We start from the raw sequence: 23044 nt of genomic DNA on the forward strand, positions 1-23044 counted from the left end.
AATAAATAGGAAACTATGTTATAATAAGCTAGTTAAATTATTAAGAGTTATAAACTAGTAGAATAACTATTTTAGGAGGAATAACAAAAATGGAAGCTAAAATGGAAAAAATAGAAAACAATATAGTTAAATTTGAAGTGAGAGTAGAAGCAGAGAAATTCACTGCTGCTTTAAATAAAGCATTTAACAAAAACAAAAAAAGATTTGCTGTACCTGGATTTAGAAAAGGTAAAGTACCAATGCACATGATAGAAAAAATGTATGGAACTGAAGTATTCTTTGATGATGCTGCAAATACATGTATCAGTGAAACATATCCTACAGTAATAGAAGAAAACAACATAAGACCTGTTGACTTCCCAAGAGTTGATATTAAAGAAATTGGAAAAGGTAAAGATTTAGTTTATACAGCTGAAGTTACTGTTTATCCAGAAGTTGAACTTGGAGAATACAAAGGTTTAGAAGTTAAGAAAAATACTTTAGAAGTATCTGATGAAGAAGTTAACGCTCAATTAGATTCTATGCAAAAACAAAATGCTAGAGTAGAAGTTAAAGAAGATGGAAAAGTTGAAAAAGGCGATGTAGCTCTTATTGACTTTAAAGGATTCATAGATGGAGTAGCATTTGAAGGTGGAGAAGGACATGATTACGCTTTAGAAATCGGTTCAGGTTCATTTATAGATAACTTTGAAGATCAATTAATAGGTCTTGCAAAAGGAGAAGAAAAATCAATTAAAGTTACTTTCCCAGCTGAGTATGGTAAAGAAGACTTAAACGGAAAAGAAGCTACTTTTGAAGTAACTGTTAAAGAAATCAAAGCAAAAGAATTACCAGAACTTGATGATGAATTTGCAAAAGAAGTTTCAGAATTTGAAACATTAGCTGATTTAAAAGCTGATATAAAAGAAAAATTCCAAAAAAATAAAGATGAGCAAGTAGAAAACGAATTTAAAGATGCTTTAATAAGTGCTGCTATCGAAAATGCTAAAATGGAAGTGCCAGAAGTTATGTATGAAAAAGAAATAGATAACATGGTAAAAGATTTAGAGCAAAAATTAGGATACCAAGGATTATCATTAGAGCAATATCTTCAATTCACAGGAAACACTGAAGATAAAATGAGAGCTTACATGAAAGAAAATGCAGAAAAGAAAGTTAAAGCTGACTTAGTTTTAGAAGCTATAGCTAAAGCTGAAAACATAGAAGCAACTGAAGAAGAAGTAAACGAAAAAGCTACAGAAGTTGCTAAAATGTATGCTGGAGACAATGCAGAAGAGATGGCTAAAATGTTAGTTCAAACTCAAAGACCAATGATAGAAAAAGATATAGTTGTTGCTAAAACTATAAAATTATTAGAAGATAACTGTAAATAATATAAAAATTAAAAATAAAATATTTTTACTTTAAGATAATTGCCAGAAAAGACTTTTCTGGCAATTATTTAAAATACAGATTAACAAATAAGCGTTTGAAATATGTATAATAGGTAATAATAATATAATGTCTAGTTAAAAAGGAGGGAATTATTATGAGTTTAGTACCAATGGTAGTAGAACAAACAAACAGAGGGGAAAGAAGTTATGATATCTTTTCAAGATTATTAAAAGATAGAATAATTATGATAAATGGTGAGATAAATGATACTACTTCTAATTTAGTAGTAGCACAACTTTTATTTTTAGAAAGTGAAGATCCAGATAAAGATATTTATATTTATATAAATAGTCCAGGTGGTTCAATAACTGCTGGAATGGCGATATATGATACAATGCAGTATATCAAGCCAGATGTTTGTACAATTTGCATAGGGCTTGCTGCATCAATGGGATCATTCCTTTTATCTTCAGGGGAAAAGGGTAAAAGATTTGCACTTCCAAATGCAGAAATAATGATACACCAACCTTTAGGTGGGTTCCAAGGTCAAGCAACTGACTTTGATATACACGCTAAGAGAATCCTTAAAATTAAGGAAAGATTAAATAAGATATTAAGTGAAAACACAGGGAAACCTCTTGATGAATTAAAAAAAGATGTTGAAAGAGATTATTTCTTAGATGCAGACGAGGCTATGGAATATGGTTTAGTTGATAAGGTAATCACTAAAAACGAAGAGGCAAAAGCTTAATAAATTTACTTTAGTGAGGTGAAAGTATGGCTAAATTTGAAGAGAAAAAGGGACTAAAGTGTTCTTTCTGTGGCAAAAGTCAAGATCAAGTAAAAAGACTTATTGCAGGTCCTGGAGTATATATTTGTGATGAATGCATAGAACTATGCTCTGAGATAATAGAAGATGAGTTCGAAGAAACAGTAGATGTTAAAGGAACAGAAGATTTACCAAAACCAAATGAAATCAAAAAATATTTAGATTCATATGTTATTGGTCAAGATGATCCTAAAAAAGCTTTAGCAGTTGCTGTTTACAATCACTATAAAAGAATTAATTCAAAAAAATCTAACGATGATATAGAGCTACAAAAAAGTAATATTTTACTTTTAGGACCTACAGGTTCAGGTAAAACATTACTTGCACAAACTCTAGCGAAAGTTTTAAATGTACCTTTTGCTATAGCAGATGCTACTACTTTAACTGAAGCAGGTTATGTAGGTGAAGATGTAGAGAATATATTACTTAAATTAATTCAAAATGCTGATTACGATGTAGAAAGAGCACAAAAGGGAATTATCTATATAGATGAAATAGATAAAATAACTAGAAAATCTGAAAATCCTTCAATTACTAGGGATGTTTCAGGAGAAGGTGTTCAACAAGCACTTTTAAAAATTCTTGAAGGAACAGTTGCATCAGTTCCACCACAAGGTGGAAGAAAGCATCCTCATCAAGAGTTACTTCAAATAGATACTTCAAATATATTATTTATTTGTGGTGGAGCATTTGATGGTATAGATAAAATAATAGAAAAAAGAACTACTAAAAGTTCTATAGGATTTGGAGCTGAAATCCAATCTAAAAAAGAAAAAGATTTAGGAAGTTTATTAAAAGAAACTACTCCAGAAGACTTATTAAAATTTGGATTAATTCCTGAATTTGTAGGAAGACTTCCAATAGTAGTTACTTTAGAATCATTAGATAAAGATGCATTAGTAAAAATACTTTGTGAACCAAAGAATGCATTAGTTAAGCAATACAAAAAGCTTCTAGAATTAGATAATGTAGATTTAGAATTTACAAAAGAAGCTTTAGATGGAATTGCTGACGAAGCTATAGAAAGAAAGACAGGGGCTAGAGGACTTAGAGCTATTATTGAAGAAATGATGATAGATGTAATGTTTGATGTTCCGTCAGATGAAAGAATCACAAAAGTTACAGTGACAGAAGACACTGTTAAAAAAGGTAGTGAACCTAAAGTAGAAAGATTACCAGAAGGTGAAATAAGACCTATGTTACTGGATAAATCCTCTACAAAAGAAGAAAATGGTGAAACTGCATAATTAATACTTAGGCACTCTATGCTTTAGAGTGCCTTTTATTTTTATAAAGATTTATAGGTTTAGTTACAATTATTGAAAAAATTAATGGTTATGTTATACTTATTAAGTCTAAATAAATTATAAGTTTGGAGGAAGATAAAAATGACAAAAGAAAATATTCTTCCGCTAATTCCTTTAAGAGGGTTAACTGTATTTCCTAATATGGTTATCCACTTTGACGTAGGAAGAGATAAATCAATGAAAGCAATTGAGATTGCTATGGAAAATGGGGAATATATTTTCTTAGCACCTCAAAAAAATCCTGATATATCTGAGCCTAAAAAAAGTGACATCTGTAGTATAGGTACTATTTGTAAGATAAAACAAGTTATAAAACCAACTGAAGGTATAAACAGTGGTGTTATGAAGGTTTTAGTTGAAGGTAAGGAAAGAGCTAAAATATTAAAATTAAAAAATAAAAAAGAGTATTTAGAAGTAGAGATAGAAAAAATTGAAGAAGATGATGTAGATTCTTTAGAAGTACAAGCTTACTTAAAAGAATTAAAAAAGGTGTTTATAAGATACATAAAACTAACTGGTGAAGCTAGTCCTGATATGATTAGAGGGATCCAAATGGATGATAATATAGTTAGCTTTGTTGATATGGCATCTAGTATAGCAGCAGTTAGAGAAAAAGATAGACAGGCTATACTTATGACTACTAATCTTAAAAAGAGGATGGAAAAATTACTTTTAGTTATTGAAGAGGAAATAAAGATTATTTCAGCTCAAAAGAAAATAGCAAATAAAGTAAAAGCAAAAGCTGATAAATCTCAAAAAGAATATTATTTAAGAGAACAAATAAAAGCTATAAGAGAAGAACTTGGTGATGAAAATGAAGAGGAAGAACTAGATAGATACGAAGAAAAAATATTAAGTCTAGACCTTCCAGAAGAAGTTCTAGAAAAAGCAAAATATGAACTAGGAAGGCTTAGAAGTATGTCAAATAGTTCTTCAGAAAGTTCAGTTACTAAAGCTTATTTAGATTGTTTGTTAGATGTTCCATTTAATACATCTAGTGAAGACAGAATCGATATAAATGAAGCGGAAAATATTTTAAATAGTGAACATTATGGATTAAAAGATGTTAAAGAGAGAATAGTTGAATACTTAGCAGTTAAGCAAATGAGTAATTCAATGAAAGGACCTATACTTTGTTTAGTAGGACCTCCAGGAGTTGGTAAAACATCTATAGCTAAATCTATAGCAGAAGCTATGAATAAAAAATATGTAAGAGTTGCTTTAGGTGGAATGAAAGATGAATCTGAAATAAGGGGTCATAGAAGAACTTACGTTGGTGCTATGCCAGGTAGAATAGTACAAGCACTTAGAGAAGCTAAGACTAATAATCCTTTAATTTTATTTGACGAGATAGATAAAGTTTCAGCAAGTTATAAGGGAGACCCATCTGATGCATTACTTGAAGTTTTAGATAGTGAACAAAATAAAGATTTTAGAGATAGTTATTTAGAACTACCATTAGACCTTTCAAAAACGCTATTTATAGCTACAGCAAATAGCTTAGATACAATTCCAAGACCTCTTTTAGATAGAATGGAAGTAATTGAAGTATCAGGTTATACTTACGAAGAGAAATTTAATATAGCAAAAAAATATTTAATAAAGAAAGAATTAGCGGAACATAATATAGAAGAAGACAAAATAAAAATAAGTGATTCGGCTATAAAATTATTAATAGATGGTTATACTAGAGAATCAGGAGTTAGAGGATTAACTAGAGTAATTGCATCTTTAATAAGAAAAGCTATAACAGAAATGCTTAAGAAAAACAAAGATAGCATAAGTATAAATTCTAAAAAGGTAGAAAGCCTTTTAGGTAAAAGAAGATATACTTTTGATAAAATTGATAACGAAGACAAAATAGGAGTAGTTACTGGAATGGCTTGGACTGCTTACGGTGGAGATACTCTACCTGTAGAGGCTATGGTTATGGACGGAACTGGTAAGTTGCAGCTTACAGGTCAGTTAGGTGACGTTATGCAAGAATCTGCAAAAGCTGCTTACACTTACGTTAGAGCCAACGCAAAAAAATATAATATAGACGATGAATTCTATAAAAATAAAGATATCCACATACACGTACCAGAAGGTGCAGTTCCAAAAGATGGTCCTTCAGCAGGCGTAACTATGATTACAGCTTTAGTGTCAGCTTTAAGTAAAAGAAAAGTAAAACACAACGTAGCTATGACAGGTGAGATAACTTTAACTGGTAGAGTTTTACCTATAGGTGGCTTAAAAGAAAAATCATTAGCAGCTGTAAGAGCTGGGATTGATACTATTATAATTCCAAAAGATAATGAAAATGATGCTTTAAAAATACCAGAATCAGTTAAGAAATCTCTAAAAATAATTACAGCCTCAGAGATTGATACTGTATTACAAAATGCAATAATTGGAGATGATTTAAATGAGAATTAAACAATCAGAATTTATAACGTCGGCAGTTAAGCCGGACCAATACCCTACAGATAAGAGAAACGAAGTTGCTTTTGTTGGTAGATCAAATGTTGGTAAAAGTTCTATAATAAATGCTTTAACTAATAGAAGAAAATTAGCAAAGGTAAGTCAAACGCCTGGAAAAACAAAACTTATAAATTTCTTCCTTATAAATAATGATTTTTATTTAGTTGATTTACCAGGGTATGGTTACGCTAAAGTTTCAAAAACAGAAAAAGAAAGTTGGGGTAAGACTATAGAAACTTACCTTTGCGATAGAGAAGAGCTTAAGAGAGTTGTTCTTTTAGTAGATGCAAGACATAAACCTACAGCAGACGATAAGCTTATGTACGATTGGATAAAGCATTACGGTTACGACGTAATAGTAGTAGCCACAAAAAGTGATAAATTATCAAATAACGGGATAGCTAAAAGCAAAAAAATAATTAAAGAAGCACTTAATTTAGAAAAAGAAGAAAAGCTATATTACTTCTCATCTTTAAATAAAAAAGGTAGTGAAGAGCTTATAAATAACCTTTTTTCTGAGTATGCAACAGATTTAGATTAAGGAATAAAAGCCTATGAAAAATATTTTTCATAGGCTTTTTTTTATGTAAAAAAATAGTGTCAAAATATTACTAGAGGAATAGTATATAGTATAAAAAGCAAACAAAAAGGTATTAAAGGAGGCAAACCATGGAAATCGATGATATCTTAAATAGATTCAGTCATGATAGTGATTCTTCGAGTTCCTTTAGCTGCAATTCAGATCGTAGCGATAGCTATTCAGACGAAGATGTCTGTGATTTCAGTTGCGAAGATGATTCATCTTGTTCAGATTATGATTCTTTCGACGATTGTGACCCTTGCGATTTAGATTGCGATTGCAATTGGAACGATGGCTGTGATTGTGGATGTGGCTTCGGTAATAACAATCTTTGGATAATAATATTGCTACTATTATGTGGCGGATGTAGAAATGGAGGATATAATACTATGTCAAATTGTTGTTGTTGTTGTTGTGAAAAACCAAAATTCAAAAAATGCACTCAAACAGTATACTATCCAGAAAACTGTGCAGCAATGCAAGGTTATGGAAATCAAGGATATGGTAACTGCGGTGGCGGATTTGAATCAGGCGGATTCGGTATGTGGTGGATAATAATTATAATCTTATTATTCTGCGGCGGATTCAATAACTCAGGTTGTGGAAACAACTGTGGATGTTAATTAAAAAAATATAAATATAATTAGGAGGATTAAATATGTCACACAAATGTTGTTGCTGTAATGATACAGTAGTAGTTTCACCTTGTAATACAGGATGTCAAAATCATGGCGGATGTGGATTCGGATCATGGTGGATAATTATATTAATATTATTACTATGTGGTGGATGTGGAAATAACGGATTTGGATGCGGAAATAGTTGTGGAAATAGCTGTGGAAACGGATGCGGAAATAACGGATTCGGATCATGGTGGATTATTATAATAATCGTACTATTCTGTGGTTGTGGAAATAACGGAAGCGTATTCTAGTTTTAAAGTAATCTAAACAAGTTAATCAATTTAATAGATTGATAATTGTTGGAGGGCCAATTGGCCCTCCAAAAAAATGCAAAAAATTTTAACAAAAATAAAGTTTATACATATAATAAATAATAAATGAAAAAAGGTGGGGGAGATGTGTCAAAGAGAAAACATAAAAATAGAAATGATCAAGATAATAACATGAACAATATGAATAACATGATGAATGGACCATTTGGATTAGATCCAAACGGGCTTATGAATATGATGGGTAGTCTTGATATGAATAAGATAAATGAAATGATGCAATCTATGAATAAAGATGGGGTTAATCTTTCTGATTTTCAAAATAATATAAATGGCGAGAATAATCCTATGGAAATGTTTAATAATATGAATTCTGGAACAAATAACCAGATGAATAACCAGATGAATAACCAAATGAATAATCAAATGAATAATATGATGAATAATCCTATGGGGAATTTTAATCCTATGGCAATTTTAAGTCAACTTGGTAATATGAACAATAGGATGTCAAACAACATGAATAACTTTAAAAATAACATGGGTAACAACATAAATAACAATAGACCTACAAATAATAATGGTCAAAATAATAAAACAAACGATTTGAATAAAGAAAAAGTTAATAATAACACAGTAAAACAAAACAGAAACCCTATAAACAAAGAAAAGACTAGTCCTTTAAATAACTCAAAAAATGGGGATGGAGCTGAAAAAAAGAAGATAAGAGTGGATGATGGCAACGTAGAAATGTTACTTGCTTTAAAGAAATTTGTAAATGATGAAAGAAAATCTTTTATAGATAAAGTTATACAAAAATATAATGAGGGTATTTTTGATTAAGTTGTATAAAATTATTTTAATTGTTAATAATATAATTGTACCGGAGAAATAGTTCTCCTACAAAGCTTTATTGACAAGGTTAATAAGGCAAACCCCCCATCCCCCTTTTAGGCCGCTAAAAAGCGGCCTTTTATTTTTTAAAAGTATTTAAACTTAAAACTTTAAAATTATCATCTATATTTTTTTTAAGGATAACCTTTAACTTAAGGGAAGACACACTATTATTTGTTTTATTTTTTTTACTAAAGTTTAGATACGCTTCTACAGTCTCTAAGCTTTGATTATAAGAGAAAGAATCATCTTTTATAATTGCATTTTGAAAAGTATAGCTATAAGAATCTTTATCTAATTTCCATAGTGGAGATATCTCATTTGAATCAGTAGATGAATCAAAAATATCAGGAACACTTTCTAAATCGTAATCTAAAGATATTATGTTTATAAGTTCATAAAGAGAATTAAAATTAAATTTAGTTAAATTAGTTTTAGTTACATCATAAAAGTTATCATTAATAAGATAATAAGAATTAAAAGGTGTAACATTATTATAAAAATGAAAAGTTATAAACTGAGGGGATTTATTTGAATTATAATCTTTTAGATAAACTACGTTTATATCATCTTTATATATAAGTTTAAGCTCGTTTTCTAAGTAACCAAATAAATAAGTAACGTTATTATTATTTTTTACTCCTGTAATTAAGATTTGATTTTTGGAGTTTCTAGAAAGGTTTAAAATATTAATTGAAGAAAAATCTAAGGTATCTACTAAAAATTCATCATTATCTAAACTTCCAAGAGAAATTTCTTTATCTTTATCTATTAAAATTAAATTAAACCCTTTAGATGTTTTAGAAACTTTCAAAGTTTCAGTATGATTGTCTCCATCTAAATTAACTTTATAATCTTTTTCTTCTAGAGAATAAGATGACATAGTGGATTTTTCGCTATTGTTTGTTAAAAATTTATTTATTAAAACTAGAGTTATAAAAATAAAAACTAAAAATATTATGATTTTATAGGAATTTTTTAAAAATTTCATCTATTATTACCTCCTTATAAAAGTATATGAAGAAGATATAATTTAATGATTATGAAGCAAACTATAATATAGAGAATTTTTAAATTAGGAGTGATTTTATGAAAAGTAAGAGAGTTATTTTAGGTTATATTTTATTTTCGATGCTAGTTTTAGTATCTTGTATGGAAAAGAAAGAAGAAGATTCAAAGGTTAAGTTGTACTATAATAAAAATTCTATTGTAACAATTAAAAATGTGGAGACTTTAGTTAAAGAATATAAAAATAAAGAAGGGAAAGAGATACAAATAGTTCCTCTAGAAAGCGAGGATGAAGTGAAAAACAAGATAGGAGAGCATAAAGAAGCCTCACTTGTGTTATTAGATAGTTATTCATTTATGGATTTTATATCAAAAGATTATTTAAGAGATTTAACATCTCTATTTAAAGATAAGACTACTCGCGAAAAATTCTCACTTATAACAAATCTATATTCTAGAATAAATGGAAGGTATTTTGGGTTATCATTTAAACCGTACTCTTTAGAACTCATATACAATAAGAAAATGCTAAAGGAAATGCAAATAGATGTAACTGAAAATAATATGTTTAATCTTATAAAAAAACTTAATGAAAAAAATATAAAAATACCAACATTTATTGAGAGTAGGCACTCTAAGGAGATACTTTTAAGCAATTTAGTTGCAAATGATACTATAGTATACGATATAAAAAATGAGATGCTTTCAACTAATATTAAAGAAAAGATAAAAGAAATAAAAAATGGGCAAACTCTTATGGATAAGATTTATTATTATTATACTCTAGGAATTTTAAAAGAAGAAAATTTTATAGATAGAGATGAAAGTGTTATAAAGGAGTTAAATGAAAAAAAGATTCCAGTACTTCTTACTACATCTCTTGTAACAGACAGATTAGATAAAGAGAGTAATGACTTTTATTGTGTAAATAAATTACCTATAAATAACAATGTAAATTCTCCAGTAGGTTCAGATTTAATACTATGTTCTACAATAGGTTCAGAAAAAACAGACGAAATAGATATATTTATAAGGTACTTAATTCAGTCTGATGCCTTTAAGAAGCTTAGTGAAAAAAATTTGATAACTGGAAATAAAGAAGCAGATAGTAATCTTTTAGGAGTAAGTGCTGAAATGGCTGAAGATATACATGCAGCAGATGGGATAAACAAGTTTTATGTAAACATAATTTCAAATGAGAAGATAAAAAAAATAGAAAATGAAATTAAAAATATAATGAGAGGTAAGTACGATAAAAAAGAATGGGAGAGAGTTTTAGAATAAAAAAATAAACGCAAATTTTCATTTGCGTTTTTTTATTTATTGACAGTCTTTACATCTTCCGTAAAAATACATTTGGCTTGATAAAATTTTATATCCAGATTGATTAGATGCTTCTTCATTTAAATGTGATACATCTAGTGAATGTAAGTCATCTACCTTTCCACATTCGATGCATTGCACGTGTGGATGGGGCTTTATTGTTCCGTCGTATCTAAAATTTCCTTCACCTACATTAAGCTCTTGAATTAATCCAACTTCAACTAAAGTTTTTAGGGCTTTATAAACTGTAGCTAAACTCATAGTTGGATAATCAGGTTGGATAGCTTTATAAATTAATTCCGCAGATGGATGTTCTGTAGTACTCATAAGGTACTTATAAACAGCAAGCCTTTGAGGAGTTAATTTAAGTTTTTTCTCCTTAAATATTGCAGTGATATTCTCCATAAAATCACTCCTTTCTGTTTACTATATAAATTATTATAATATTTCAGTAAAAAAAAGTCAATTACTATTAAAAGAAAAAAACTACGAATAGATAATTAGTATTATTTAACAAGTGAAAACATTTAAAATTTTATAAAAAATTGCTTGTACTTAAAAAGAATATATGTTAAAATATAGACAAAGTTGTTAAACAAATAACAATTCCATGTTTATTTCCATTATAGAACAGATTTCTGTTCTATTTTTTTTTACTATTTATTAATTATAAATGTATCTTTATAGAGTTGCAAGAAAATCAGTATAGTGATAAAATTTTTATATAATAAATAAACTATATATGAGGAGGATTTTATATGGCTAAATATAAAGTTGGAGATAGACTAATAATAGTAAATGATCCTACTGAGGAAAAACAAAGATTAGGTGAACTTACAAAATTAAACATAGAAGATGATTACGCTCAAATTTCTTGGGGTATAAAGATTCTACAAGTTGAATATGATAAGCCAAATGTTACACTTACATATAGAAACATCAACGGAGAAAAAAATAAAGTTTTTGCAGAGTGCAAAGACATAGCAAACTTTGACAAAGAAAAAGTATTAGAAAAAGCTCTACTTAAAGCATTCCAAAATGAAATAATAGATATTTCAGTTGGGAAAAATACTGGATTTGTTAAGTAATGAAATAAATATACCGCATGTTAATAACATGCGGTTTTATAGTGCATAGACATGATTGCTGAAAGGGGAAAATATGGAAATTTTTTTAGCACGGCAAGGGATTTATAATTGCAAAGCTGAATGTGTTGCTTATGAAATTTTATATAGGAATTCAAAAAAGAATAGTTTTGATCCAACTGTAGAAGAAAATGAAGCAACGCTTCAAGTAGTTTACAATGTAATGCTTATGGGGCAAGGAAAAATTGCTGATAAGAAAAAAGCTTTTATAAACTTTCCTAAAGATTGCATTATGGATGAAATACCAAAACTTCTTCCAAGAGAAAGTATTATAGTTGAGGTTTTAGAGCAAGTTGAACCGACAGCTGAACTTTTAAATAAATTAAGAGAACTAAAAACACTTGGTTATACAATTGCATTAGATGATGTTAGTGTTAACGGAATGCATAAAGGATTTAAAGATATAATTGATATTTATAAAATCGATTTTAGACTTAACTCAAAAGAGGAAAGAGCTTTTCTTTTAAAAGAAATAAAAGAAATAAATCCAAGGGCTAAATTTTTAGCTGAAAAAGTTCAAACTAAAAAAGAGCATGATGAAGGGATAAGGACAGGGTATTCTTACTTTCAAGGTTTTTTATTTAGTGAACCTAAAATGGTACAAGATAGTGACATAGCAGCAAATAATGTTGTTTATTATAAACTTCTTCAAGAACTATTTAGCTATGAATATGATATAGATGCAATTGAGGAAATAATAAAAGGTGATGTTTCTTTAAGCTTTAAGCTTCTTAAATTTTTAAATTCTGGGATGTTTAGTTTTAAAAATCGTGTAAGTTCTATAAGGCAGGCAATCATGCTTTTAGGAGTAGAGGAATTAAAAAAATGGATTTCGCTTATAATTATGAGGTCTATGAGAGCCGGATATGACAGTGAACTCTCTATAAATAGTATTATAAGAGGGCGTTTTTGCGAGTCTATTGTAAACAATATAGATAAAAGAGAAAAATCAAAAGCTTTTATAGTTGGTTTATTTTCATTTTTAGATTTATTTATGAGAAAAGATATGGAAGAAGTTATAAGAGAACTTCCTGTTGAAAGTGATATAAAAGAGTCATTAATAAATCCTAATGAAACCTTAAATGGAAAAGTTCTTCAACTTGTAAAAGCCTATGAAGAAATGGATACTGATAAAATTAGGGAACTTTCTAGCGAAATAGGAATAGATTCTGGTATTTTATTTGGGTTATATGCAGAATCTATAGGATGGGCTATAGATATTGTGGAAAAATATTGATTAATTTGGAAAAAAGGGTTTATTTTATTTGTAAAATATTCTATAATAGAGACGGAATTGGAAATTTGATTTCGTTTACAGGGGTGGGGAGAATTATGAGTAAATGTCCTTTTTGGTCGACAGATAGCTCTAATGAAGAATGTTATGATGATTGTCCGATGAAAAGAGAGTTAGGGAAGTTGGAGGATTGTGTTTTTCAAGAGTTCTTAGAAGTTGATGATTTAGATTTTGAAGATGAAGGTAATTTAAGAAGTCAAATACCTTTGTTAAATATTTAAAAAGAGGCCTAAAATTTAGGCCTCTTTTTATTTTTGAAATTCGTTTGTTGCAGAATGCAATAAAGTTTGTTTTAAAGACCATAATTCGTCAGACAAATCAACATAATATGTATGAGGATTTTCAAATCTTAAAATTTCAGGCCATAGCTTAGAAGTTTCCTCTTTAGCTAATTTTTTTGACTCTAAAGTTTCAGGGCACTCATAACAAAGATTACCTTTATCAAATATTTTAACCATTAAATCTTTTATATAGTAATTTTTAATAGTTTTCTTTTTCCAAGTATACACAGGATCAAAAATAACCAAAGGTAAACTCTCATCGATCACTTCATCATGAAGTAATATTAAATCAGCTATTGCTTTATGTGTTGTTTTATCAAATATTCTAACTGTCTTTTTAAAGCCAGGGTTAGTTATTTTTTCGCTATTTTCACTAATTTTAATTTTGGGAATTATTTTTCCTGATTTTTCAATTGCAACTAACTTATATACACCACCAAAAACAGGTTCAGATTTTGCAGTTATAAGTCTTTCCCCAACACCAAATGAATCTATACAAGCACCTTGGTTTAATACATCTCTAATTATATGTTCATCAAGAGAATTAGAAACTACAATTTTACAATCAGGGTAGCCTGCATTATCTAAAAGTTCCCTGCATTTTTTACTAAGGTATGTTATATCACCAGAATCTATTCTAATTCCTTTTGGTCTTTTTCCAAGAGGCTTTAATATCTCGTCAAAAACTTTTATAGCATTTGGAATACCAGAACCTAATACGTTATATGTATCTACTAAAAGCAAACATTCATCAGGATAAACTTCTGCCCAAGTTTTAAATGCATCATATTCAGTATCAAATAGTTGAACCCAGCTGTGAGCCATAGTTCCATTTGCAGGTATATTGAATTTTTGATCTGCAATAGTACATGCAGTAGAATCACATCCACCTATAACAGAAGCTCTAGCACCGTAAACTGCACCGTCGTATCCTTGAGCTCTTCTTGAACCAAATTCCATAACAGTTCTTCCGTTTGCAGCTCTGCATATTCTATTTGCTTTTGTAGCTATTAGGGTTTGGTGATTTACAGTTAAAAGAATCATAGTTTCAATAAACTGAGCTTGTATAACAGGCCCTCTAACTGTAACTAAAGGTTCATTTGGGAAGACTGGATTTCCTTCAGGAATTGCCCAAACGTCACATTCAAATTTAAAATTTCTTAAATATTCTATAAAGCCTTCTGAAAAAAGGTTTCTATCTTTTAAATATTTTATATCGTCATCTGTAAACTTAAGAGATGTTAAATACTCTATAATTTGTTCAACGCCAGCCATTATGCAGTAACCACCGCCGTCTGGAACACGTCTAAAGTACATATCAAAATAAGCAATTCTATCTTGAAGGTTTTTATTAAAATAACCATTACCCATAGTTAATTCATAGAAATCAACAAGCATAGTTAAATTTCTTTCATCCTTAATATTAAAGTTATTATTTTTAGTCATAATACTCTCCTCTAAAAAAATACTTAAAACTATTGTACAACGATAGTGAAATTATTACAATAATAGTTGTTATTTTATAAATAGTATAGGCTATAATTAAGATAAATAAACATTAAGGAGAAAAAAATGAAATTAGATAAATTCCAAAGTGCAGCAGTAAATTCAACATATAAAAATACTTTAGTAGTTGCAGCACCTGGGTCTGGAAAAACAACCGTAATTATAAATAGGATTGATAAATTAGTACGTGAGTTTAAAATAGGGATTGGATATATTATAGTTATAACTTTCACAAAGGCAGCAGCACTTAATATGAAGGAAAGATATAAAAAAAGATTCAATAGAGATAGAGCTCCGTTTTTTGGAACTTTTCATGGACTCTTTTATAAAATTCTTTTAAGAGAAGGTTATTCAATAAATATAATTGAAGGATTTAAGGTAAATAAACTTATTGAAGGTGTATTAAAAAAATTCTCAGATGAAGTAAGTGAAGATAAGATAAAAGAAGTATTAAATGATATATCTCTTTTTAAAAATGCTAGAATACCTTTATCAAGTTTTTCACCTACTGTAAAAAGAGATATTTTTGAAGAGTGCTACAGAAGATACGAAGGGTATAAAGAACACGAAAATCTTATGGATTTCGATGATTTAGCTTTAAGAGTTATAGAGCTTTTAGAAAGCAATCAAAATGTTTTAAATAATTATAGAAATATCTTTAAGTATATATTAGTTGATGAGTTTCAAGATTGCGATCAGCTTCAAATAGAGTTTTTAAGTCTTATAAATTCATCAGATGAGAATTCTTTATTTGCAGTAGGAGATGAGGATCAATGCATCTATTCTTTTAGGGGCTCTAAACCTGAATATATGGTTATATTTGATGATATATTTGGAGACAGTCAAAAATATTATTTAGCTATAAATTATAGAAGCAATAAAAATATAATACATGGTTCTAAAAACCTAATTAAAAATAATGAGAATAGAAACGATAAGCTTATAACTTCATTTAAAGAAACTGAGGGGATTATTAAGGTTTTTAATCCATATGATGAGAAATTTCAAGGTGAAAAGATAGTGGAAGTTATTAAAGAAAATTATAACAATTTAGAATACAGCTATAATGAAAATATAGTTTTATATAGAACTAATATGGAAGCTATGTCTTTTATAGATGTTTTTACTAGAAAAGGAGTACCTTTTACTCTTTTAGATAGAGAATATAATTTTTTTGAACATTTTATATGTAAAGATATTCTTACATACTTAAAGTTATCATTAAATATAAACGATAGAGGAAGTTTTATAAGAATAATTAATAAGCCATTTAGATATATAAGTAAAAGTAATATAGCCTATGTTAAAAACTTTAGAGAAGATAAGAATCCTTTTGATATACTTATAGAAAAAAATGATACAAAACCATTTCAAGCTAAAAGCTTAAGTGACTTAAAAAAAGATATAATATATTTAAATAAGTTAACTTTAAGTTCCGCTATACAATTTATAATTAGTGATTTGGGTTATATGGATTATTTAAAAAAATATGCTGATGATTTTGGACAAAGTTTAGATGATTTAGAAGAAATATTAGAAGAGTTTAAAATATCAGCTTCTGAATTTAAGAGTATCTTTGAATTTTTTGAACATGTAGATAGAGTAAAAGGTGAAATCGAAGATTCAAAAGATAAGTCTGATGAAGATAGAGTAATTTTAAGTACAATCCATAGGGTTAAGGGAATGGAATTTAGAAATGTATTTATCGCAAACTGTAATGAAGAAACTATACCGCACATTTCAGCTGGTGAAGATGGGGTAGAAGAAGAGAGGAGACTTTTTTATGTTGCAATTACAAGGGCTATAGATAACCTTTATATACTAGCCCCTAAAACAAAGGGTGGTAAGTTTAGAGAGGTATCAAGGTTTATTAAAGAAACTGAGTTTAAAACAGAAGAGGAAGAAATTCACGGATTTACAAAAGGGGCTGAGGTTTATCATAATGGTAGAAAAGAGTGGGGAATGATAAAAGAAATTTCAGGAGATAAAATCTCTATATTATTTAAAGATGGAGTAACTAGAAGTTATTCAATAAAGATATTACTTGAGAGAAATCTTTTAATGGGAGTAAATATAAATTCGGAAAGTTGAATATAGAAAATTTATAATATATAATTTAAATTAGGCTCATATTATGACAATATGAGCCTTTAAATATATTAAAATACGAGGAAGTTTTAAATTATGATAGATGAGATTTTTGAAAAGAAAATTATTTTTTCATTAGATATTGGGACAAGATCTATAATAGGTACTGTTGGTAAAATCACAGACGAAAAGTTTGAAGTTTTAGAAGAAGTTTATATAGAACATGAAGAAAGGGCTATGATAGATGGGCAAATTCATGATATAAACCTTGTAGCTAAAGTAGTAAATAAAATAAAAATGCAATTAGAAGAAAGACTTGGTATAACTTTAAAAGAGGTTTCTATAGCGGCAGCTGGTAGATTTTTAAGAACTGTTTTAGAAAGCGAAGAGATTGAAATCGATGGAGAAGTTGAGATTGATAAAGATATAGTTAGAAGCTTAGAACTTAGCGTAGTTAAAAAAGCAGAAGATACTATAGCAAAAGATACAGAAGGTAAGCTTTATTGCGTAGGTTATTCAGTTAAAAATTATTATTTAAATTCTTTTGTAATAGGTAATCTTTTAGGGCATAAGGGCGAGAGAATTTCAGCAGATATAATATCAACATTTCTTCCAAGGTCTGTAGTAGATTCTTTATATACTGTTATGGATAAGGTAGGGCTTAGAGTAAATAGCCTAACTCTTGAGCCTATAGCTGCAATTGAAGCTGTTGTACCTCAAAAATTAAGGCTACTTAATATTGCATTAGTGGATATAGGGGCAGGAACATCAGATATTGCAATAAGTTCAAAAGAAAGTATTTCAGCTTATGGAATGGTTCCTATTGCAGGAGATGAAATAACAGAAGTAATAGCACAAGAGTATTTAGTAGATTTTGATTCAGCAGAAGCTATAAAAAGGAAGCTAAATACAGAAGAAGTTATAGATTATGTAGATGTTTTAGGACTTGAAAACAGTGTTAAAAGTGAAGAGGTTTTATTAAAGATAAATTCTATAGTAAGAAAACTTGCGGAAGCTATAGGAGAAAAGATCTTAGAACTAAACGGGAATAAAGCGCCAAGTGCAGTATTTCTAGTAGGCGGAGGTGCACACACTCCAGGGCTTATAGATGAAATAAGTGATATCATTTCATTAGACAAGAGAAGAATAGGTATAAAAGATAGAACTGGGATAGATAACTTTATAGGTGAAAATAATTTAGGCTCTGCAGGAGTTACTGTAATTGGAATAGCTTTAAATGGAATAAAAAATAAAGAAGAAGATTTTATAGATGTTATTTTAAATAACAAAAGTATAAGTATGTTTAATTCGCATAAGCACACTATATTAGATGTTTTACTTCAAGCTGGAATCCATTCTGCCATGTTAATTAATAAAAATGGTAAAAATTTAAGATTTACTTTAAATGGCAAAAAAAGAATATTATTTGGAGAAAATGGCGAAGGTGCAAAAATTAGATTAAATGGAAAAGAAGCTAATGTAGATACTAAAATTTCAGCCTGCGATAAGATAGATATAGAATTTGCGCAAAAAGGTAAGGATGCAAAGGCGAAAGTTTTAGATTTATTAGATGAAATTAATAGTACAAGCATATACATAGATGGAAAATTAATTAACTTAAATACGATAGCTTTAATTAATGGAGAAGTAAAAGAGTTAGATACTCCCATAAAAGAAAATGATGATATTAAGGTAATATTTCCAAATACAATAGGTGATATTAAAAAATATGTTTTAAAATCTAGTGATAAATTATTTTTAAATAAAGAAGAATTAAAAGATGATTATAGAGTGAAAGAAGGGGAAAACTTAAAGAGAGAAGATATCTCTTTAAAAGAAGAAGTTAAGGAAGATGAACCTTTATTAGAAAGCATAAGAAATGAAAATACAATAAGTGTTTTAGTAAACGATGAAGAGGTTACTCTAAAAGGAAAAGAAGGCTATATGTTTGTAGATATTTTTAATTTTTATGATTTTGATACAGCAAATGTAAAAGGCGAAACTTTAATATTAACTTTAAACGGAGAAAAGGCAGCTTATACTGATTTAATAAAAGAAAAAGATATTATTGAAGTTAAATGGAGCTAAAAAATAAGGAGGGGCAAGATGATTAATATAAAAAATGATGTAAAAGATATAAAAAATGAGTTAGTAGAAATAAGAAGAGATATACATGAAAATCCAGAACTAGGATTTGAAGAATTTAGAACTCAAGGGCTGATAATAGATTTATTAGAAAAAGAGGGAATACCTTATAAAAAGGTTGCAAAAACTGGAGTTTTAGGAATCATTAAAGGTGAAGGAAAAGGGAATACTGATAAATGTATAGGAATTAGAGGTGATATGGATGCACTTCCTATAGAAGAAAAAAATGGATGTCCTTACGCTTCTAAAATAAAAGGTAGAATGCACGCTTGCGGGCACGACGCCCATACTACAATTCTTTTAGGAGTAGCTAAGGTTTTAAATAAAAATAAAGATAAGTTTAGTGGAACTGTTAAATTACTTTTTGAACCAGCTGAAGAAACTACAGGTGGGGCAGCAATTATGATAAATGACGGAGTGTTAGAATCACCAAATGTAGATTGCGTAATTGGGCTTCATGTAGCAGAAGATGTAGAGGTTGGAACTATTAGAATAAAAAACGGAATGGTAAATGCAGCTTCAAACCCATTTAAAATAACTATAAAAGGTGCGGGCGGGCACGGAGCTCAGCCAAGTGCGACTATTGACCCGATCGTTATAGGTGCAAACGTAGTTTCAGCTCTTCAAGGAATAGTAAGTAGAGAAATAAGTGCAGTGAATCCAGCAGTAGTTACTATTGGAAAATTCCACTCAGGTACAGCTCAAAATATTATTCCAGAAGAAGCTGTAATAGAAGGAATAATTAGAACTACTACTCCAGAAGATAGGGAATTTGCAAAAAAAAGATTAGAAGAAATTTCAAAAGGAGTATCAGCTTCACTTAGAGGGGAAGCAACAGTTGAAATCGAAGAAAGTTATCCATGTTTAATAAATGATTCTGATATGGTAGATATAATAAAAGAAGCTGCAAGTGAAGTACTAGGAAGTCAAAACGTAATAGAACAAAAAAATCCTAGTATGGGAGTTGAGAGCTTTGCATATTTTGCAATGGCTAGAAAATCAGCCTTTTATTATTTAGGAACAGGAAACAGTGAAAAAGGCACAGACAAGCCAGCTCATAGTAGATTCTTTAATATTGATGAAGATGCTTTAGAACTTGGGGTAGAGATTCAATGCACTGCAGCTTTAAATTATTTGACAGGGAAGTAAATACAGATTATTCTATTAGAATGGGGAAAGAGATTTACTAAAGAAGTAAAATTAGGAGTTGATTTTAAAAGTGAGAATAGAAATAAGTGCCAACGAAGCAGGACAAAGACTTGATAAGTTTTTAAGAAAGCTATTAAAGGATGTGCCCCTAAGTGCAATATTTAAAGCTTTAAGAAAAGGCGATATTAGAGTAAATGGGAAAAAACAAAAGGAAAAATATGCTTTAGAAATAGATGATGTAGTAGAAATCAGATATATCCAAAGTAAGGCGAAATCTGAGAAAAAGGAAAACTTTATTAAAGTTGATCCTAAATCAATAAAAATCGTATTTGAAGATGAAAATGTGCTTATAGTTGAAAAATGGCCAGGAGTATTAGTTCATCCAGATGCTAAAGGAAAAGAAGCAACATTAACTGATTATGTACTATCTTATTTAAATGCTAAGGGAGATTACATACCAGAAAACGAAGTTACTTTTACTCCAGCACCATGTAATAGATTAGATAGAAATACTTCAGGTATGGTTATCTTTGGAAAGAACTTTGAATCTCTTAGAGAACTTAACAGTATAATAAGAGAAAATGAAGTTAAAAAATACTATTTAGCTCTAGTAAAAGGAAGAGTTAAAGATGGAATGATGAAGGGTTATATCAAGAAGAATGAAGATGCAAATATCTCAAAAATCTATGATAAACAAATTCCAGAGTCAAAAGAAATAAAAATGGAAGTTAAGACTATAGAGAGCTGTGGTTCATTCTCATTAATTGAGGTTAACTTAATCACAGGTAGAAGTCACCAAATAAGAGCTCATATGGCTCACGTAGGAAATCCTATAATAGGAGACTCTAAATATGGAGATAGAAAATTAAATTCATTCTTTGACAACAAGTATGGATTAACATTCCAATATCTATATGCATACAAACTAAACTTTAGAGAAGTTGATGGAAAGTTAGCTTACCTAAAAAACAAAACTATAACACATAGTTTACCTCCGATATTTAAAAAAATAAAAAGAGATGTATTTAGATTTGAAATTTAGATAGGGGATTATTATGAGAGAAGAGTCATCATCTACAAAAGGATTTATGATACTTTCTCTTGCAGGGATATTAGCAAAATTATTATCAGCATTATATGTTCCGCTTCTTAATCAAATAATAGGAGCGGAAGGTGTTGGTATATATGCTAGAAGTTATGATATCTTTATATTCGTTTATGCTATAGCAAGTATGGGATGTCAACCAGCCGTTGCAAAGATCGTATCAGAAATAAGAGCAGTAGGAAACGAAGAGGATGCAATTAAAGCATTAAAAGTTAGCAGAAGAGTATATGCGATAATTGGGGGAGGACTTACAGTTCTTCTTATGATTTTAGCATTTCCTATAGCTCATGCAGCAGATATTTCATCATCTGCTTATGCAATTTTTGCGTTAGCTCCAAGTATAGTTCTTACCGCTGTTTTATCTTCTTATAGAGGGTATTTTCAAGGTAGAAATGAAATGACATCAATAGCAGTTTCACAAGTTTTAGAACAGATTTTAAATGTAGCTATAAGTTTATTATTTGCATTTATTTTAGTACAAATAAGTCTTCCTTTAGGTAGTGCTGGGGGAACTGTTGGTACTTCAGTTGGTGCTTTGATAGCTTGTTTTTACTTAATACATATTTATGATAAAAAAGAGTATGAAGAACAAATACTAAAAATGCCAAAACCTGAAAAGAGAGTAAGCATAGATACAATTTTAAGAAAATTAGTAAGATATGGGCTTCCAATTACTCTTAGTGCAGGTATTCAAAACTTTGGTGGACTAGTTGATATGGTTAATGTTAACGGAAGACTATTACATGCGGGATTCACATCAGTTGAAGCCGATACTTTGTATGGATTACTTTATAACTATAAAGTATTATTAAGTGTTCCACTTATAATAGTTACAGCACTTGGAACGACTATATTACCTAGGGTTTCCAAGGCTGCTTATTTAAGAGATAGAAAAGAGATAAAGTCTAGTTTGAATTTTGCATTAAGACTTACTCTTTCAATAACTATTCCAGCTGCTGTAGGGCTTGCTGTTTTAAGCGATGATGTTTATAAACTTTTATATGGTGGAATAGAAGGTTCAAACCTTATGGTTTATGGATCATTTATAGTTATTTTTATGGCTGTATCGCAAATACAGGGCGTTGTACTTCAAGGAATAAGCCAATTTTATCCTATGCTTATATCTTTTACTATAGGGATAGTTCTTAAGATAATTGCAAACTTTATTTTTGTTGGAATACCAAACATAAATATTATGGGTGTACTTATTGGTAATTTCTTGTGTTATGCAGTTCCAACTATTATAAATGCTATTATAATAAAAAGGCATGCAAAGATACATGTACCTCTTATAGGTAACATCGTTAAGCCTTTAATTGCATCAGCATTTATGGCTTTAGCAATAATAGGTCTTAAAAATCCAATAAATTTAATTTTAACTTTCACTGGAACTAATAGAATTATAGTATTTATTTATACTATGGTTTTAATAGGTGTTGGAGGATTAGTTTACTTTATTATAATGGTAATGCTTGGTGGAATAAGAAAGAGAGATATAGATTCTGTATCTACTAAGGTATATAAACTATTACCTAGATTTATAAGAAAAAAATTGAAATAAAATAAAAATGCTATGAAAGAAAATCTTTCATAGCATTTTT

Annotated in this window: 20 protein-coding genes; 17 read left to right on the top strand and 3 right to left on the bottom strand. The window is 29.1% G+C overall.

Translation table 11 applies throughout. The features are described 5' to 3' along the window. Positions 1-89 precede the first annotated feature (89 nt). The 8 genes from tig (at position 90) to INR60_RS02015 (ending at position 8348) form a co-directional block, all read left to right on the top strand. Positions 90-1373, top strand: coding sequence for a trigger factor (gene tig, locus INR60_RS01980; protein ID WP_194189796.1), 1284 nt, complete (start codon positions 90-92; stop codon positions 1371-1373). A gap of 155 nt (positions 1374-1528) precedes the next feature. Continuing rightward, a complete protein-coding gene (gene clpP, locus INR60_RS01985) occupies positions 1529-2125 on the top strand; it encodes an ATP-dependent Clp endopeptidase proteolytic subunit ClpP (protein WP_194189797.1) in 597 nt (198 codons plus the stop codon). 26 nt (positions 2126-2151) lie between these two features. Then, a complete protein-coding gene (clpX, locus tag INR60_RS01990) occupies positions 2152-3450 on the top strand; it encodes an ATP-dependent protease ATP-binding subunit ClpX (protein WP_194189798.1) in 1299 nt (432 codons plus the stop codon). 141 nt (positions 3451-3591) lie between these two features. Further along, the gene (gene lon, locus INR60_RS01995) at positions 3592-5928 is read left to right on the top strand and encodes an endopeptidase La (protein ID WP_194189799.1); all 2337 of its coding nucleotides are present in this window, start codon (positions 3592-3594) and stop codon (positions 5926-5928) included. Next, positions 5918-6514 carry a ribosome biogenesis GTP-binding protein YihA/YsxC gene (gene yihA / locus INR60_RS02000; RefSeq protein WP_194189800.1) on the top strand — a complete coding sequence of 199 codons (597 nt, stop codon included), beginning with the start codon at positions 5918-5920 and terminating at the stop codon, positions 6512-6514. Before lon ends, yihA begins: the two co-directional genes overlap by 11 nt. A 128-nt stretch (positions 6515-6642) precedes the next feature. Next, entirely contained in the window at positions 6643-7176 is a 534-nt protein-coding gene (locus INR60_RS02005; protein WP_194189801.1) for a hypothetical protein, read from the top strand. A gap of 35 nt (positions 7177-7211) precedes the next feature. Next, positions 7212-7487, top strand: coding sequence for a hypothetical protein (locus INR60_RS02010; RefSeq protein WP_194189802.1), 276 nt, complete (start codon positions 7212-7214; stop codon positions 7485-7487). 147 nt (positions 7488-7634) lie between these two features. Further along, on the top strand, positions 7635-8348 hold the full coding sequence (locus INR60_RS02015; RefSeq protein WP_194189803.1) for a hypothetical protein: 714 nt from the start codon (positions 7635-7637) through the stop codon (positions 8346-8348). Positions 8349-8478: 130 nt separating this feature from the next. Here INR60_RS02015 and INR60_RS02020 read toward each other — a convergent pair whose 3' ends face one another. Then, positions 8479-9390 (bottom strand): hypothetical protein, encoded by a 912-nt coding sequence (locus INR60_RS02020; RefSeq protein WP_194189804.1) that lies wholly within the window; start codon positions 9388-9390, stop codon positions 8479-8481. Positions 9391-9488: 98 nt separating this feature from the next. Between INR60_RS02020 and INR60_RS02025 the strand changes: the two genes are divergently transcribed. Further along, on the top strand, positions 9489-10691 hold the full coding sequence (locus INR60_RS02025; protein WP_194189805.1) for a type 2 periplasmic-binding domain-containing protein: 1203 nt from the start codon (positions 9489-9491) through the stop codon (positions 10689-10691). Positions 10692-10727: 36 nt separating this feature from the next. Here the strand turns inward: INR60_RS02025 and perR are convergent, their stop codons facing one another. Beyond that, entirely contained in the window at positions 10728-11135 is a 408-nt protein-coding gene (gene perR, locus INR60_RS02030) for a transcriptional regulator PerR (RefSeq protein ID WP_194189806.1), read from the bottom strand. A gap of 353 nt (positions 11136-11488) precedes the next feature. Here perR and INR60_RS02035 point away from each other — a divergent pair, with 353 nt between their 5' ends. The 3 genes from INR60_RS02035 (at position 11489) to INR60_RS02045 (ending at position 13390) form a co-directional block, all read left to right on the top strand. Continuing rightward, on the top strand, positions 11489-11818 hold the full coding sequence (locus INR60_RS02035) for a hypothetical protein (protein WP_194189807.1): 330 nt from the start codon (positions 11489-11491) through the stop codon (positions 11816-11818). Between the two features lie 73 nt (positions 11819-11891). Then, complete coding sequence (locus INR60_RS02040; protein WP_194189808.1) at positions 11892-13112, top strand: EAL and HDOD domain-containing protein; 1221 nt, start codon at positions 11892-11894, stop codon at positions 13110-13112. Between the two features lie 95 nt (positions 13113-13207). Next, positions 13208-13390, top strand: a complete 183-nt coding sequence (locus INR60_RS02045; RefSeq protein ID WP_194189809.1) for a hypothetical protein — start codon at positions 13208-13210, stop codon at positions 13388-13390. Positions 13391-13417: 27 nt separating this feature from the next. Here INR60_RS02045 and INR60_RS02050 read toward each other — a convergent pair whose 3' ends face one another. After that, positions 13418-14896: a nicotinate phosphoribosyltransferase gene (locus tag INR60_RS02050; RefSeq protein WP_194189810.1), complete on the bottom strand. Its 1479-nt coding sequence runs from the start codon at positions 14894-14896 to the stop codon at positions 13418-13420. Positions 14897-15022: 126 nt separating this feature from the next. Between INR60_RS02050 and INR60_RS02055 the strand changes: the two genes are divergently transcribed. The 5 genes from INR60_RS02055 to INR60_RS02075 all read left to right on the top strand — a co-directional run bounded on the left by INR60_RS02055 (position 15023) and on the right by INR60_RS02075 (position 23004). Continuing rightward, on the top strand, positions 15023-17047 hold the full coding sequence (locus tag INR60_RS02055; protein ID WP_194189811.1) for an ATP-dependent helicase: 2025 nt from the start codon (positions 15023-15025) through the stop codon (positions 17045-17047). A 93-nt stretch (positions 17048-17140) separates the two neighbouring features. Further along, complete coding sequence (locus tag INR60_RS02060) at positions 17141-19132, top strand: cell division protein FtsA (protein WP_194189812.1); 1992 nt, start codon at positions 17141-17143, stop codon at positions 19130-19132. 18 nt (positions 19133-19150) lie between these two features. Further along, a complete protein-coding gene (locus INR60_RS02065) occupies positions 19151-20338 on the top strand; it encodes a M20 metallopeptidase family protein (RefSeq protein WP_194189813.1) in 1188 nt (395 codons plus the stop codon). 70 nt (positions 20339-20408) lie between these two features. Continuing rightward, positions 20409-21380, top strand: coding sequence for an RluA family pseudouridine synthase (locus tag INR60_RS02070; RefSeq protein ID WP_194189814.1), 972 nt, complete (start codon positions 20409-20411; stop codon positions 21378-21380). A 13-nt stretch (positions 21381-21393) separates the two neighbouring features. Beyond that, positions 21394-23004 (top strand): putative polysaccharide biosynthesis protein, encoded by a 1611-nt coding sequence (locus tag INR60_RS02075; protein ID WP_194189815.1) that lies wholly within the window; start codon positions 21394-21396, stop codon positions 23002-23004. Positions 23005-23044 lie beyond the last annotated feature (40 nt).

The organism is Clostridium chrysemydis, assembly GCF_015234215.1.
Classification (GTDB): domain Bacteria; phylum Bacillota; class Clostridia; order Clostridiales; family Clostridiaceae; genus Clostridium; species Clostridium chrysemydis.